The organism is Spirochaeta lutea (assembly GCF_000758165.1).
GTDB classification, from domain to species: domain Bacteria; phylum Spirochaetota; class Spirochaetia; order DSM-27196; family Salinispiraceae; genus Spirochaeta_D; species Spirochaeta_D lutea.
This window is the reverse complement of record NZ_JNUP01000065.1, coordinates 311,594-325,414: the sequence shown is the minus strand read 5'-3', so window position 1 is coordinate 325,414 and position 13,821 is coordinate 311,594. Positions and strand designations below refer to the sequence as shown.

General features: G+C 56.6%; 12 protein-coding genes. 5 read left to right on the top strand and 7 right to left on the bottom strand.

The genetic code is table 11. The annotated features are described in order from the left end of the window. Nucleotides 1-68: 68 nt before the first annotated feature. Nucleotides 69-1,520, bottom strand: coding sequence for a DUF6938 domain-containing protein (locus DC28_RS10525; RefSeq protein WP_037548188.1), 1,452 nt, complete (start codon nucleotides 1,518-1,520; stop codon nucleotides 69-71). 141 nt (nucleotides 1,521-1,661) lie between these two features. On the opposite strand from DC28_RS10525, the gene DC28_RS15665 reads away from it, so the two are divergent. Then, entirely contained in the window at nucleotides 1,662-2,627 is a 966-nt protein-coding gene (locus tag DC28_RS15665; RefSeq protein WP_052078763.1) for a helix-turn-helix domain-containing protein, read from the top strand. 101 nt (nucleotides 2,628-2,728) lie between these two features. On the opposite strand, the gene DC28_RS10515 is transcribed toward DC28_RS15665, so the two are convergent. Together DC28_RS10515 and DC28_RS10510 are read right to left on the bottom strand one after the other, a co-directional pair. Next, a complete protein-coding gene (locus tag DC28_RS10515; RefSeq protein ID WP_037548186.1) occupies nucleotides 2,729-3,580 on the bottom strand; it encodes a hypothetical protein in 852 nt (283 codons plus the stop codon). Beyond that, on the bottom strand, nucleotides 3,577-4,950 hold the full coding sequence (locus tag DC28_RS10510; protein WP_037548184.1) for a hypothetical protein: 1,374 nt from the start codon (nucleotides 4,948-4,950) through the stop codon (nucleotides 3,577-3,579). The genes DC28_RS10515 and DC28_RS10510 overlap by 4 nt, the downstream gene beginning before the upstream one ends. A 323-nt stretch (nucleotides 4,951-5,273) precedes the next feature. Between DC28_RS10510 and DC28_RS10505 the strand changes: the two genes are divergently transcribed. Beyond that, the gene (locus DC28_RS10505) at nucleotides 5,274-8,459 is read left to right on the top strand and encodes a chemotaxis protein CheB (protein WP_162180224.1); all 3,186 of its coding nucleotides are present in this window, start codon (nucleotides 5,274-5,276) and stop codon (nucleotides 8,457-8,459) included. 233 nt (nucleotides 8,460-8,692) lie between these two features. On the opposite strand, the gene fbaA is transcribed toward DC28_RS10505, so the two are convergent. The 3 genes from fbaA to DC28_RS10490 all read right to left on the bottom strand — a co-directional run bounded on the left by fbaA (nucleotide 8,693) and on the right by DC28_RS10490 (nucleotide 10,974). Further along, on the bottom strand, nucleotides 8,693-9,757 hold the full coding sequence (fbaA, locus tag DC28_RS10500; protein WP_408020234.1) for a class II fructose-bisphosphate aldolase: 1,065 nt from the start codon (nucleotides 9,755-9,757) through the stop codon (nucleotides 8,693-8,695). A gap of 190 nt (nucleotides 9,758-9,947) precedes the next feature. Beyond that, nucleotides 9,948-10,781, bottom strand: coding sequence for an SDR family NAD(P)-dependent oxidoreductase (locus DC28_RS10495; protein ID WP_037548176.1), 834 nt, complete (start codon nucleotides 10,779-10,781; stop codon nucleotides 9,948-9,950). After that, nucleotides 10,774-10,974, bottom strand: coding sequence for a hypothetical protein (locus tag DC28_RS10490; protein WP_156104657.1), 201 nt, complete (start codon nucleotides 10,972-10,974; stop codon nucleotides 10,774-10,776). Before DC28_RS10490 ends, DC28_RS10495 begins: the two co-directional genes overlap by 8 nt. 116 nt (nucleotides 10,975-11,090) lie before the next feature. On the opposite strand from DC28_RS10490, the gene DC28_RS10485 reads away from it, so the two are divergent. From DC28_RS10485 to DC28_RS10475, 3 genes are read left to right on the top strand one after another with little or no spacing between them, the layout of a single operon-like run. After that, on the top strand, nucleotides 11,091-11,942 hold the full coding sequence (locus DC28_RS10485; RefSeq protein ID WP_193382280.1) for a hypothetical protein: 852 nt from the start codon (nucleotides 11,091-11,093) through the stop codon (nucleotides 11,940-11,942). Further along, nucleotides 11,926-12,243 carry a glutaredoxin family protein gene (locus DC28_RS10480; protein WP_037548173.1) on the top strand — a complete coding sequence of 106 codons (318 nt, stop codon included), beginning with the start codon at nucleotides 11,926-11,928 and terminating at the stop codon, nucleotides 12,241-12,243. The genes DC28_RS10485 and DC28_RS10480 overlap by 17 nt, the downstream gene beginning before the upstream one ends. A gap of 17 nt (nucleotides 12,244-12,260) precedes the next feature. Next, the gene (locus tag DC28_RS10475) at nucleotides 12,261-12,602 is read left to right on the top strand and encodes a ferredoxin-thioredoxin reductase catalytic domain-containing protein (protein ID WP_037548172.1); all 342 of its coding nucleotides are present in this window, start codon (nucleotides 12,261-12,263) and stop codon (nucleotides 12,600-12,602) included. Between the two features lie 54 nt (nucleotides 12,603-12,656). On the opposite strand, the gene DC28_RS10470 is transcribed toward DC28_RS10475, so the two are convergent. Beyond that, nucleotides 12,657-13,811, bottom strand: a complete 1,155-nt coding sequence (locus DC28_RS10470) for a threonine aldolase family protein (RefSeq protein WP_052078762.1) — start codon at nucleotides 13,809-13,811, stop codon at nucleotides 12,657-12,659. Nucleotides 13,812-13,821 lie beyond the last annotated feature (10 nt).

Genomic DNA, 13,821 nt, shown 5'->3' with positions numbered 1-13,821 from the left:
TTATCCGGCCTACCCGGGACACGGCGTCCTTGGCAGGACCTCCTGTCATGGGCGGAGTCGGAACCGCCTCACTGCCGCCGGGATAGAACCAGATCAATAGCGCGGTAAGCGCCGTCGTACACTCCCGCTTTTTTATTCCCCAAAAGACGGTCGATGTAGAGGGATAGTAGATCCGTATCGTCAAGCAGCACATCGAGAATTTGTAGCACATGAGGCATCCTGCTGGTCTCCAGGGATCCGTCACCGATCTCCGAGCTATGAATAGCGCCCATGGCCTCATGCTTGCCTACCCGCTGAATAAAGAGCTTCGGAACCGGGTAGAAGGACAGCTCCGATGGTTTTGTAATTAGTACATCGCTTTCCCGCATTAAAAGATTGGTGGAATACACCGCCGGAAAGGTATCCCGGTGCAAAATTACAAAAATGCCCCCGAGGGTCTCGCTCTGAAGCCGGGCGACGAAGTCCTGGAACCCCGCCCAATCATCATCCCAGAGTTGAAAGGGAAGCCGCATCCGGGTGAGATTTTGTTTAAGCTCCGCCCATCGACTGTAGTGGTCCCCCAGATTTACCAGCACCGTTACGCTCCGGTCCAGGATGCGTCTACGCAGATGGCGTATGATGGCGGTAAACTTGGACAGTTGTGCTCCGGCCCCGCCTATGGTCATGAGAACCCGCCGGGGTGCCCCGGAATGGATACGGTCAAGACGGCGTGCGCAATCTCCTTCTAGGTTTGCCACCAGCTCGTGGTCTACGTAGTGGCCGGTGTACACGATATTTCCTTGGGACATAGGTTTCATCACCTCATTCCTGGTAATGCCCATCTCTCGGAGGGTCCTGTACCCCAAGAAGCCTGAGGCGGTTTGAACGGTGTGTACTGCTCCCTCAGCCAGATGGAAGGCCAGGGGCATGTTGTCAGGGACAATATTCACGACATTGGTGAGTCCGGCAGCGACTGCAGCCTGGGCTGTCCAGGGATGGGTTGCCACGTAGGGAGTATCAGGGGACAGTCCCTTGGGTACCTGGGCCAGAATCTCAGCCAGGGCCAGATACCGGGCGGTGCCCGTTATGGGTCGGCCGAATTCCGAGGTCAGACGCTCCCAAACCAGGTTATTAAAAAGCGGCCAGCGCTGGCTCAATCTCGATCCGAAGCGGTAGAGACCGTCCAGATAGTCGATGATCTTTGAAACCGGGCTCTCAGGAAAGGACAAAAAGTCAAGCCAATAGGGTATCAGGCCCCGGGAGTGGGCTGCAGAGGCCAGGGCCAGGGCCATACGGTAATGGCCGAATCCCATGCGGATGGTTCCCAGGACAATCCCCTTGTCGATTTTCAGGGGTTCGGTAACCCCCGGCGCAGGAACAAGAGGATGAATTCCCAAGAGGGGAGGCTGGGCCTTGGGCTGCCCCTCCATGATGTTTACACGGTCGTCGGAAGTGTAGCCGTACCGCCTTGCCATCCGGGCTGCCTTCCGTCGGGCACTACGCACAGCACGTTGTGAGAGCTTATTTCCAAACACCTGCATTGAGCAACTCCTGTGGTCACTATAGAATATGACCGGTAAAACCGCAACATACAACTCACTTTGTGATGAAGGGTGATGTGCTGCTATACTATAACAACATTATGTGTTATTTTGTCCCTGAGGAATAGGGAACAGTAACCGATGACTATATTTTCAGAAAATCTGCGTAATCTACGGAAGAAGAAGGGTCTCACCCAACGCGAACTGGGAGATGTTCTCGGGATCGGGCAAACCACAGTGGCCAACTACGAACAGGGCGCCAGATTTCCCGACAGCGAGATGCTGGTAAAAATCGCCGACTATTTTTCTGTGAGCCTGGACTATCTCCTGGGCAGGAACATGAACCCCACGCCCCCGTACCCCGCCACCGAGACCATCCCCCGGATCTATCCGGGCGGTAGGGACGATAGCGCCCGGTTGAGCCGGGAACCTGATAGGCCCCTAAAGGAATCGGAGGAACTGCACTCCCAACGACTCTCGGAGCTGCTCCTGAGTTCCATTATCCACGGGCAACCCCAGGAGGGGGCCGACGGGGTCCTGCAATTCGCCCAGGATAGACAGACCATCGAATTAACCTACCGCCATATCCTGGAACCGGTACTGCATAGGATCGGAGATCTCTGGGAACAGGGCCAGGTGGATGTGTATACCGAACATCTGGCGAGTCAGACGATCCGGAATATTATGGCCAACCTGCGGACCAGGGTTAATCAGGCCCCTAAAAAAAACCGGCGCTTCCTTGCCATGGCGGCCAGCGGAGAACTCCACGATATCGGATTGCAAATGGCCTCTGACTTCTTGTACATGGACGGCTGGGATACATTTTTCCTGGGAACCTACCTGCCCTCCCAGGAAACCCTGAAGGCAATCCATTCCTACAACCCCCATGTGCTGGGAATAAGTGTTACCATGCCCCACCATATCGACAGCACAGCCAATATTATCGGTTTTCTCCGCTCCCACCTCCGGGGAGACGATTGTCCCCGGATTATCCTGGGCGGTCGGGCCTTTGCCCTGGATCCCGACCTCTGGAAGACCCTGGGAGCCGATGGCCTGGCCCGGGATTCCCAGCATACCGTCGAGCTGGCAAATCATCTGACTGCCTAGAGGGGCCAGGATCCGGAGGAGCACCCCGGGGTTAGGGAGATTCCAGCAGTACCATCACCCCAAATCCGCTCCTAGAGAAGGGCAGCCCCGAGAAGAGCCCGTCACCAGTGGAAGAACCGCTGTACCCGGGAACTATTATGCATCAACCGTCGGATTATCCCCAGGATCAGCCCCAGGGGGAGCAGCACCGCAGCAACGATGGGAGACCAGACCAGGGCGGCGGCGAGCTGAAAGTAGAGATAGAGCTGGAGCTCAACCCCGATGCAAAACAGACTAAGGATGACGGATAACCCGCTGAGTACCCCAAGCCCCCCGGGATGGAGGGCCCGTACCAGGATGGATAGTAGGCCGATACCGGCAAACGCCATGGAGATTACCGGCACGGCAATCCCCCGGGCCCATCCGTGAAGGGGTGTTAAGCCGTCTAAAAGCAGGACAAACCCGGTACACGCGGCATACCAGACTACAATATGAACCCAAGCCCTGGAACCTGCCAAGATTGAGCCTCCCACCCCCAGGGCTAAGAACCCCAGGGACAAATGGACGTACCGGGACCAGGACCACATCCCGGTCATCTGTCCGTCGATGATCAGCACCACCAGGGCAGGGATGAGCAAGATTCCCCAAACCACCAGGGCGTAGGGGATACGGGAGACCAGACTCCGTCCCAGGGAAAAATCCTGCTGGCCCGAGGGATTGGGAAAAACCCGGTCTTCCCTGAGGGGTTCCCGGGGAGACTGAAGGGGAGCGTTCACATCCTCTGACGTGTCCTCCAACGGCCCGCCGCATAGGGGGCAGAATTCTCCGGGCTGTAAAATCTGAATACCGCAGTTGCCGCATCCTCGGATGCCGAGGGGTCTTTCTTGCTCCTTCGTCCTTTGGAGGGATTCAGAATAATCACCCTCGCTTCTTGTGTGATGGCTATCTCGGTCGTGTTCCGGTCCGGCGTTCATTGTAAACCTCCCCAGAGGGTCGATCCCTCAAAATTCGTCATCAGACGGCCCCTCAGCCCCTGCTCGGCAAAGGCCCGGACTACCTGATGCTCAATCCTGCCCACCCGGGTCATCTTCCCAAACCCCAGACAGAGCTCATCCCCGTAGGTAATAGCCGTCACATTAATAGGATTCACCGGACTGGGGGGCGGCACGAATCCCACCCAGGCCAGACCGGGTACGGTTTCACTAACCCGGCCAAGATTACTGAAGCTTCCGGTGTACCGAACATCACCGATGCTTCGGTATACCATTCGGAGCACAATATCCTTGAGCCAGAGGGGCACCAGTCGCAGCATCAGGGATTGCTGACTCCGGGCGTTCCGGGCGAGTTGCTTACGCAGGTACTTGGCATCCAGCTCCGCCCGTTGGGCATGGTGCACCCGGCGGATGATCTCTTCCAGGGTAAAATCCCCGAGCCTGGGGTCAATCTCCACAGGCAGTCCGATGAAAAAGTTCCGCATGGTCCGGGAATTATAGAGCCTCCGTAAATCCACGGGAATCAGAAACCGAATCGGCCTGGAGAGGCGGCTCCTCCCGGGCAGCATCCCCGGCCACTGCTCCGCTTCCCGGGCTGCCCGCTGGAAGCCTAGCATAACCAGGGATTCAAGGTATTCGCCTACGCTGATGCCGTACTGTTTTGCCCGGCCCCGGATTGCCGCGGCGCTGTACCGGATTAGTGATATCCGATACTGGCCCCGGGGAAGCAGAGCCAGGGGAAAATGCAGGGCCTTGCTTGGGACATCGGGTTTCGGCATGGACCGGTGCCGGGCGCCCGGGGGATCCACAATACCGTGGGTCACATAGCTGTCTTCCCAGGTTTCTGGACGGTGATGGGTCGGATCGGGAATGGGCAGGGGCTTGGTGCAGTGTTGCACAAGGGATTCCCGGACCTCCGGTCCGGCCGCGAGGAGTTCCCGGCGGAGCCGGGTGTACTCGGCCAGGAGGGTGGTGAAGAACACCTTTAGACCGGTACCGTCGGTTACCATGTGGCTGGCTTCGACAGCCAGGGTTTTCCGGTAGGCATACACCCGAACCAGGGGACCGGTTTTCCTGGATCCCTCATAGGTCATGCAGGGTGGACTATTGTCGGGTTGCAGATCCACGGGATGCTTAAGGGGCGCCAGATGGTACCAGAACAATCCGGGTTTCAGCCTCACAGCAAGGTAGGGATGATCATTAAAGGCCTTAGAAACCGCACCTCTGGCTGCCTCATACAGTACCGGCTCGGTAAAAACAGCAAATAAGCGGAACCAGGTGGTGTATCGCGGCGAGAGAAGAGCCGGCCAGATTTTTGCGGAATTATCTAAACGGTACTGAAGATCATTCATCCCCTGTCTCCTCCCTCTATACCACCATGATCTTCCTTGCCCTAGGTTGTGTGCACAAGGCTGTACGGTACGCCAGATACCGGGGCTGGCAGGTATCCGCAGCGGCCTGGGCAAGCCCCAGGCTTGACCGAGACATTGTGGATACCCGCCAGTTGTCCGTAGTTGGGAAGCAACCCAGGACAGCTGGCGGACTTGCCCGCCGCCCCGTTTTCCAAAATTGTTTCGCAATTTTGGAAAACGGGGAGCTACCCGTCACCGATACCCCTAAGTATACCCGGAAAATAGGGTTTGCCACCACCAACCCCATGACCTACAATAAGGCTATGAGTACACCCAGGTTCACGGTAGGCATAGGATCATCCGCCGGGGGTTTGGAGGCCCTACAGGAACTCCTGGGCGCTCTACCCCGGAAACCAACCAATGCCAGTTTTATTGTTGCCCAGCACCTCAGCCCCACCCACAAGAGCATGCTCACCGAACTTCTTGCCCGGGTCTGTCCTCTGACAGTCCAGGAAGCCAAACACGGCGAAACCCTTCGGGCCGATGTGGTGTACATTACCCCCCCGGACACAAATATACTCGTAAAAGCCGGAGTCATTCACCTTCAGAAACCCATATCTCAGACCGGCCCGAAACCCAGTGTAGATATCCTCTTCCATTCCCTGGCAGCAGACTGCCAGGAATATGCTGCAGGAATAGTCCTCTCGGGAACCGGACGGGACGGATCAAAGGGATGCCAGGATATTAAACGGGAAGGCGGACTTGTTATTATCCAGGATCCGATAACAGCCAAGTACGACGGGATGCCCCAGGCTGCCCTTTCGGTGGGCCTGGTGGATGCCGTGCTCCCCCCGGATAGAATTTTACCCGAACTGCTGATCTATTTGGATGACCCCCAGGAGGTCACCCGGGAGGCACTGGGTACTAAAAAAGAAGACCTGCAAACCCTCCTGGAAATCCTGGGGACCCACCGGGGTGTACATTTCCAGGATTATAAGCAAACCACCATCCTTCGACGCATCCACAAACGTCTCACCACCCTCAAACTCCCGACCCTTACCCAGTATCTTGAGTTTATCGATACCAACCCCGGAGAGCTGGACATCCTTTTTCAGACCCTGCTTATCGGGGTTACCCACTTTTTCCGGGATGCGGAGGCGTTCCTAACCCTGAAGGATGAGCTTCGCAAACTCATGGAGCAGAAGCCCAAGGGAAGCACCCTGCGTGTCTGGGTTCCCGGCTGTTCCACCGGCGAGGAAGCCTACACCCTGGCAATCATTGCCAAAGACCTCGCATCAGCCATGGATTCGCCCCCCTCCATCCAAATTTTCGCCACCGACCTGGACACCAAGGCTATCGACAGCGCCCGGAAGGGCCATTACTCCCCCGAAGCCCTCATCGAGGTCCCCCAGGATCTCCTTGACACCTACTTCACCCAGGACGGCCAGGGCTACACCATCAACAAGAACATCCGCCAACTGGTCCTGTTCTCCCGGCACGACCTTACGGAAAATCCGCCCTTCCTCCGGCTGGATCTCATTAGCTGCCGCAATCTGCTTATTTATTTCACCTCGGAGCTGCAGCACCATGTCCTGCCGGTATTCCACTACGCCCTGAACAACCCGGGACTGCTGTTTCTCGGTAAATCCGAAACCATCGGCCCCTTCACCGATCTATTCAACCCCGTCCACCCCCGGCACCGGATATTCTCCCGGCGCACCGGGGAAAAACTCGTCCCGGCACCCCACCCCAGCTACCGTCGAAAGACGGGCTACGAACCCTCGCGTCCCAAGGGTCCGAAGCAGAGCATCAGCGACATGGTAAAAGAAACCCTCTTCACCGGGTTTGAACATCCCTACGCTGTCATCAATAACCAAGGCCAGGTTCTGGAACTCCAGGGCGATACCAGCCCCTTCCTGGGACTCCGGCCGGGGTTACTGGATGGCAACATCACCAATCTCGTCCATCCCGCCCTCAACCTCGAGGTCCGCAATCTCCTCGGCCACGCCGTGGAGGAGCGCAAACCCCGGCGCTCAGCCTTCAGGACCTTCCAGGACCTCCCCCACACCTCCCGGTTGCGTATCACCGTCGCACCCCTGCTCTACTCCAGCATTCATCAGGATTTGTACATCATCATCTTTGAAATCCTGGATCTTCTCGATCTTGGGGGTGATTCTGATGCCCGGCCCTCGGACACCCCAGGGGATGGGACAATTCAGGACAATACCCAGGTAGCAGCCCTGCAATTAGAACTCGACAGCGCCCGGGAAGACCTGCAAAACTACATCGAGGAACTCGAAACCAGCAATGAAGAACTCCAGTCCCTGAACGAGGAGCTGCAATCAACCAACGAGGAACTTCAAAGCTCCAACGAGGAATTAGAAACCAGCAACGAAGAACTCCAATCCTCCAATGAGGAACTTCAGGTAGCCTATACCGAGCTGCGCCTGAGCAATACCCGCCTGGAAGAACGGGAGCAGGAACTCGGAGCAAGCCGGGAGCGCCTTGAGCTGGCGCTCTGGGGCGGCGACCTCGCTTGGTGGGACTGGGATATTCCCAGCAGCCAGGTCAACTTCGCCGACAACAAGGTATCCATGCTGGGGTACAACCCGGAGACATTTCCCCGGACATTAGACTCCTTCCTGGAACTGGTACATCCCGAGGATTACGACCGGACCATGGAAGCCATGCGGAACCACCTGGAAGGAAAAACCGGCCTATACGAGGTGGAATACCGGATTCGCTGTAAAGACGGCTCGTATATCTGGTTCTGGGACAAGGGCCAGGTGGTATCCCGGAGTTCCGCGGGGAAACCCCTCCGGGTAATCGGTGTGGTCATCAATGTGGATCGCCGTAAGCGGACGGAAATTGAACTCGCCCGGGCGATTAAGGAACGGGAGATTCTCCTCCGGGAAATCCATCACCGGGTTAAAAATAACTTCCAGATGATCAGCTCCCTCCTAGAACTCCAGCTCATGGATGTTGAGGACCGGCAGATTCAACAGTTCCTCTCGGATACCAAGGACAGGATAACCAGTATGGCCCTCATCCACCGTGAGCTCTACCAGAATGACGATCTTGGGGGAATCCAGCTCAGGGGATACCTAGAGGCCCTCATGGAGAACATCCTGTTTTCCTACCCCTTAAAAAATAAGGAACTGCAACTCAAACGGAATATTCAAGACCTCAGACTGCCCATTGACGCCATGATCCCCCTGGCCCTCATCCTCAACGAGATCATGACCAACAGCCTAAAATACGCCTTCCCTGAGGATCACTCGGGCCCCAAGGACATATCCCTATCCATTCGCCAGGAAGACGCATCCTGCCAGGTGGAATACTCCGACACCGGAGTCGGTATACCCGAGGAGGTCGTCCAGGGCAGACGCCAGGGCATGGGGATGCGCCTGGTAACCAGCCTAACCCGCCAGCTTGCGGGCAGCTACCGGTTCACCGGGAACCACGGCACCCGCTTTGAGCTATCCTTTCCCCTGAACTCTGAGGAGTAGCCCCCGGCTGGTCGCCCACACTACAGGGTCAGGGTAGAATTTCTTGCGTAGTGCGCGACGGGTTGTAACAGACACCGATTATAGCGGTGTTACCGGCGACCAGGCCCCAAGGGTAGTGTGGCCCATGGGCGATCTTACAGCCTTTTGCGCACCACCGAAGGGGTTGCTCAATAAAAAAAGCCCCGGGTCCTTCGAAGGAACAACCCAGGGCTCATAGACTACCTACCCAGTTCTTAGAATTCGAACTGGTCCTTGGCATTCAGGTCTTCAAAGGCTGCTACCAGTCGAGCAGTCATACCTTTCTCACCTTCGTGCAACCAGGCCCGGGGGTCGATGTACTTCTTATTCGGCTTGTCATCCCCGTCGGGGTTACCGATCTGACTGTGCAGATAGGCATCGTTCTTGTCCATGTAGTCCTTGATGGGCTTGGTGAAGGCCCACTGAGTGTCGGTATCAATATTAAACTTCACAGCTCCGTAACCAACCGCTTCACGGATTTCCTCGCGGCTTGAACCGGAACCGCCGTGGAACACAAAGTCAACCGGCTTCTCATCGGTACCACGCTCTTTCTGGATGAAATCCTGGCTGTTTTTAAGGATTTCGGGGCGCAGCTTCACGTTTCCAGGCTTGTAAACGCCGTGGGTATTTCCGAAGGCTGCAGCGACAGTGAACTTTCCTACAGGCTTCAGGGCATCATAGGCCTGGAGAACCTCTTCAGGCTGGGTATAGAGCCGGCTGGAATCAACATCGGAGTTATCCACACCGTCTTCTTCACCGCCGGTAACCCCCAGCTCAATTTCCAGGGTCATATCAATCTTATTCATCCGCTCCAGGAACTTCTTAGAAATTTCCAGGTTTTCCTCAATGGGTTCCTCTGAAAGGTCGAGCATGTGGCTGGAGAACAGGGGCTCTCCGAACTGCTTGTAGTACTCTTCATTCTCAGAAAGCAGTCCGTCAATCCAGGGGAGCAGTTTTTTTGCAGCATGGTCGGTGTGAAGAATCACCGGTACACCGTAGAGTTTTGCCAGACGGCGGATGCTGTACGCACCGGCTACTGCGCCGGCGATGCAGGCTTCAAGGTTACCGTTGGGGGCCTTCTTACCGGCGTTAAACTGGGCACCGCCGTTGGAAAACTGGATAATGACGGGAGCATTGGCCTCCCGGGCAGCCTGAAGGGCCGCTGCGATGGAATTTGATCCTACGACATTTACCGCAGGCAGGGCACATTTGGTTTCTTTACAGTAAGCAAATACTTCCTGAAGCTTTTTTCCCGTGATTACTCCGGGCTCTAACTTCATTTTAGACATGTAATTCTCCTTCAAAAAATGGGGGATTCGTTATCATGGTATTGTATCCACAGGCATGGCTTTGTCAATCCTGAGGAAAGACCTTAGCTTTTAGGCCCTGGGACCCCCCGGAGACATACAAGTCCTAAGTTCCGGTAGGGGGGGAGGGGGGAACAGAGTGGGAGAAGAGAATTCAGGACCCTCAGGAATTCAGCCGGGCCGCCTGCAGTCGGGCTACGGTGGAGAGAACAGCACGCTGGGGAAGGATTCTAAGAAGCCCCCGGCTTATTTTGAACATCAGTCCGTGGGTTGCAACCCGCCGCCCCTTAAAGGTCTTTTTGAGACCGAAGGCTGCCACCTCCCGGGGGCCGGGAATTCGGGCATTGTTGGCGAAGCTGCCCTCGCGAAGTCCCGCCGTCTGCTGGAATCCGGTCTTCACCGGACCGGGACAGAGGGCTGTGGCGGTAACAGGAAATCCTGCAATACGGAACTCCTTCCACAGAGCCTCGGTCAAGGAAAGAACAAAGGCTTTGGTAGCATAATACACCGCCATAAAGGGTCCGGGCTGAAAGGCCGCCACACTGGCGACATTGAGTATCCGGGAAATGCCGGGAGCGCCGTCTCCGGTGGCCTTACCCTGTTCGATTAAATCCGGCAGGAAGACATGGATCAGGGAAGTGAGGCTCCGGCAATTCAGGTCGATCATATCAGAAAACTTTTTCTCATCCCCGGACTGGAAGTACCCGTGATCACCGAACCCGGCATTGTTGACCAGAACTGAGATAGCGATCCCCTTGGCCTTACAGAACTCGTACAATCGATGTACCCCCGATGCATCCTGTAGGTCCACGGGAAACACCCTGATTTCCAGATTCCCGGGATTTCCCGGGTCTGCCAATAACTCGTTGGCTACCTGGGTGAGGGTCTCCTCCCTCCTGGCAGCCAATACCAAATTATAGCCCCTACACGCCAACTGGCGGGCGAACTCTACACCCAGCCCGCTGGAAGCACCGGTCACAAGAGCCCATTTAGACATGCGCTAACCCCTTCCATTCACCCGTCTGAAGCTGTACCCGTACCCGGGCCTCCTGATTCTGCTCAAGGCGACGGGCAAACTCCCGGGCAGCGGATAGATCCTGAAACGTCTTTAACGGCTTGATCACCCCGGGGGTCTTCAGCAGCCATCTATCCTCCCGGGGCAATAGGTAATATTCGTTATACTCCATCATACATTTCCAGTGTATACCAAGGTTCACGCCTCGGCCACCATAATCCTCGGGGAATCCCCGGGAAGGATTACTAAAGTTCCTTGTACATCCCGGGCAGAAATCAGTATCATGGAGGCATGAATCAAGATCAGGTAAAAGAAAAACTGCTCCAGCTCGACCAAGACGTGGAGGAGTTCTCAGTGATTTTCTCTGGAAAAACCAGCAAAAAGGTAAACGGCTTGTACCATCCGGAAAGCCGGGAAATCATCATCCATAACAAAAACTTTGAAGACGATAACAGCCTCATGTACACCGCCGTCCATGAGTTCGCCCACCACGTACATTTTACCCGCAGCCCAACACCGGTATCCAACCGCGCCCATACCGTGGAATTCCGCAGCATCTTTCATGAGCTCCTATCCAAGGCTGAGGAGGTTGGCATATACGCCAATACCGTCAGCCAAACCCCGGAACTCCTGGAGCTTGCCCAGCGGATCCGGGATCAGTTTGTACGCATCAACGGTGAACTCATGAAGGATTTCGGCCATGCCCTCATGGAGGCGGAAAAGCTCTGCCGTAAACACAACGCCCGATTTGAGGACTTCATCGAACGGGTACTCCGGATGCCCAAACAAACCGCTGCCACCCTTATGAAGATGAAGGCCATGGACCTTCCCCCGGATCTGGGGTACGACAATATGAAAACCCTGGCGGGCATCAGAAACACCCAGGCCAGAATAGACGCCATCGAGGCATTTCAAGCCGGGCAAACCCCCGATCAGGTAAAACAAGCCCTGAAAACCCGGGAGCCTGAAAAACAAGTAGACCCGGTCAAGAAATTGGAACAGGAAAAACGCCGAATAGAAAAAACTCTGGCGAGTCTCCGCACCCGCCTGGAGGAATTGGAAGAGCAGCTGGCCAGCTACTCAGACTACCAGGAACAACACGGTCAGCCCTACGAGGAGGAACCAGATGCGGTACATCGATAAAGCCGACTACAGCACCGTACCCGGTCCAAAAAACGCCGGGAACTTACGGGTCTACGCCCTCTCCACCTGCGCCTTCTGCGAACGGGCCATGAACTTTCTCAAGGACCAGGGCTATCAGTACGAGTACATCTTCATGGATCAAATCGACATCAACGAAAAACGCGCCATGAAAGCCGAGCTGAAGGCCCAATTCGGGAGCATTCCGGTTTTCCCCCTCCTGGTGAAGAACGATTCAGTTCACATCTCAGGCTTTGTGGAGGAAAAATGGAAGGAATTTCTCTCGGAAGACGGTGAAGCCTAGGAATAGGGGGGATTCGAATGCCGAAACAAAAGAGCCTTTCACAGATCCGCACCTTTGTTGAACGGGTAAGTGCAAAACAAGGCTGGGTTCCCAATCCGGACGAGGAATTCCGACGAAAGATCGAAGAGGGGCTGCAGACCAACTACAACCGATACGGTTTTTTCCTCTGCCCCTGCAGGGACGGAGATGGTGACCGGCAGCATGACCGAGACATTACCTGCCCCTGCAGCTACAACCTGGCCGACCAGGCGGAATACGGCCACTGCTACTGCGGCCTCTTCCTAAGCCTGGAATTCGCCGCTACCGGCAAAAAAACAGAGGCCATCCCCGAACGCCGCCCGGATGAACTCTGGGATTAGGGACTGATCCCCACAGACCGGTACCCAACCAGGCAGCCCCGGCCGGCAGCCCCGTTATCCCCGGGCTGCCCGTTCGCCCAGGGCTGAAAGAAATGCATCGATCAGCCCCGATTCGGTATCCCAGCTACACATCAGCCGCACCACCCGGCGCTGCTCGTCCCAAACATAAAATCCGAAGTCCCTACGCAATGGTTCTATCCACGCCTCGGGCAGAACGGCCCAAACCCCGTTCGCCTGAACCGGATACTCGACCCCGCCGCCCCACTGCGGATAGCTTCGGCTCAGCTCCTCAATCCCCTGGCCTAAACGACGAGCCGCTTGATTAGCCCGCCAGGCATTCTCCAACCACAAGCCGTCCCGGAACAAGGTCTCAGCCTGACAGGCAATGTATCGGGTTTTGCTGATGAGCTGCATGGCCTGCTTTTGACTGCGCATCAGCTCCCCACCCCCCTTGGTCCGGGTTACCCGGGAGGCATACCGCTCCGGCAGATTCCTGCTGAAGACCACAAGGACCTCCCCGATCATGCCGCCGTTCTTACTCAGACCGAGACTGACCACCGACACCCCGGCATCCACGGTCATCTGCCGGAGTATCTCCCGGCCCCGAGCTAAAAAGCCGTCCTGCCCGGGCTCTAGGCCCGGCCGCTCACATCGGAGCTGATAGGCCACCGCATTTGCCAGCCTGGCGCCGTCAACATGGAGGATCATTTCCTGCTCCCGGGCGGCCTCGCCTATCGCCCGGATTTCCCCGGGGCTATAAACTGTCCCGAGCTCGGTGGATTGGGTAATGGACACCGCTCCTGGGCGGTTCCGGTGGATGTTGGCCTGATAAGCCCGGAAGACGCGGCAATCCTCGGGGGTAAGTTTGCCATCCCCACCCTCCCGGTGGTAGATCTTGATCCCCCGCAGGCCCTCCAGGGCCCCGCATTCATCCTCGGTGATATGGCTTTCATGGGTGGCGATCACCCCCTCCCAGGGAGCCAGAAAGCTGGATAATCCGATAACATTGGCGCCGGTTCCGTTGGCAGTGTAGAGGATCTGAACATCCCCGGGAGAAACGCCGAATATCTCGGCGAACAGGCCAGAGGCCCCGTGGGTATGGGAATCTGCGCCGTAGGAGTAGGCATGGTCCTGGGGCATGGCGGCCAGGGCTGAAAGCAGGGCCGGGTGTGCCGGGGCGGAGTTGTCACTGGCAAATAGTTGTGTCATGGAAGGGTCC

Bases quoted from the DNA above. Each gene is read 5' to 3' on its own strand.
- DC28_RS10525 (WP_037548188.1), bottom strand. From the start codon at position 1,520: ATGCAGGTGTTTGGAAATAAGCTCTCACAACGTGCTGTGCGTAGTGCC.
- DC28_RS15665 (WP_052078763.1), top strand. From the start codon at position 1,662: ATGACTATATTTTCAGAAAATCTGCGTAATCTACGGAAGAAGAAGGGT.
- DC28_RS10515 (WP_037548186.1), bottom strand. From the start codon at position 3,580: ATGAACGCCGGACCGGAACACGACCGAGATAGCCATCACACAAGAAGC.
- DC28_RS10510 (WP_037548184.1), bottom strand. From the start codon at position 4,950: ATGAATGATCTTCAGTACCGTTTAGATAATTCCGCAAAAATCTGGCCG.
- DC28_RS10505 (WP_162180224.1), top strand. From the start codon at position 5,274: ATGAGTACACCCAGGTTCACGGTAGGCATAGGATCATCCGCCGGGGGT.
- fbaA (WP_408020234.1), bottom strand. From the start codon at position 9,757: ATGAAGTTAGAGCCCGGAGTAATCACGGGAAAAAAGCTTCAGGAAGTA.
- DC28_RS10495 (WP_037548176.1), bottom strand. From the start codon at position 10,781: ATGTCTAAATGGGCTCTTGTGACCGGTGCTTCCAGCGGGCTGGGTGTA.
- DC28_RS10490 (WP_156104657.1), bottom strand. From the start codon at position 10,974: ATGATGGAGTATAACGAATATTACCTATTGCCCCGGGAGGATAGATGG.
- DC28_RS10485 (WP_193382280.1), top strand. From the start codon at position 11,091: ATGAATCAAGATCAGGTAAAAGAAAAACTGCTCCAGCTCGACCAAGAC.
- DC28_RS10480 (WP_037548173.1), top strand. From the start codon at position 11,926: ATGCGGTACATCGATAAAGCCGACTACAGCACCGTACCCGGTCCAAAA.
- DC28_RS10475 (WP_037548172.1), top strand. From the start codon at position 12,261: ATGCCGAAACAAAAGAGCCTTTCACAGATCCGCACCTTTGTTGAACGG.
- DC28_RS10470 (WP_052078762.1), bottom strand. From the start codon at position 13,811: ATGACACAACTATTTGCCAGTGACAACTCCGCCCCGGCACACCCGGCC.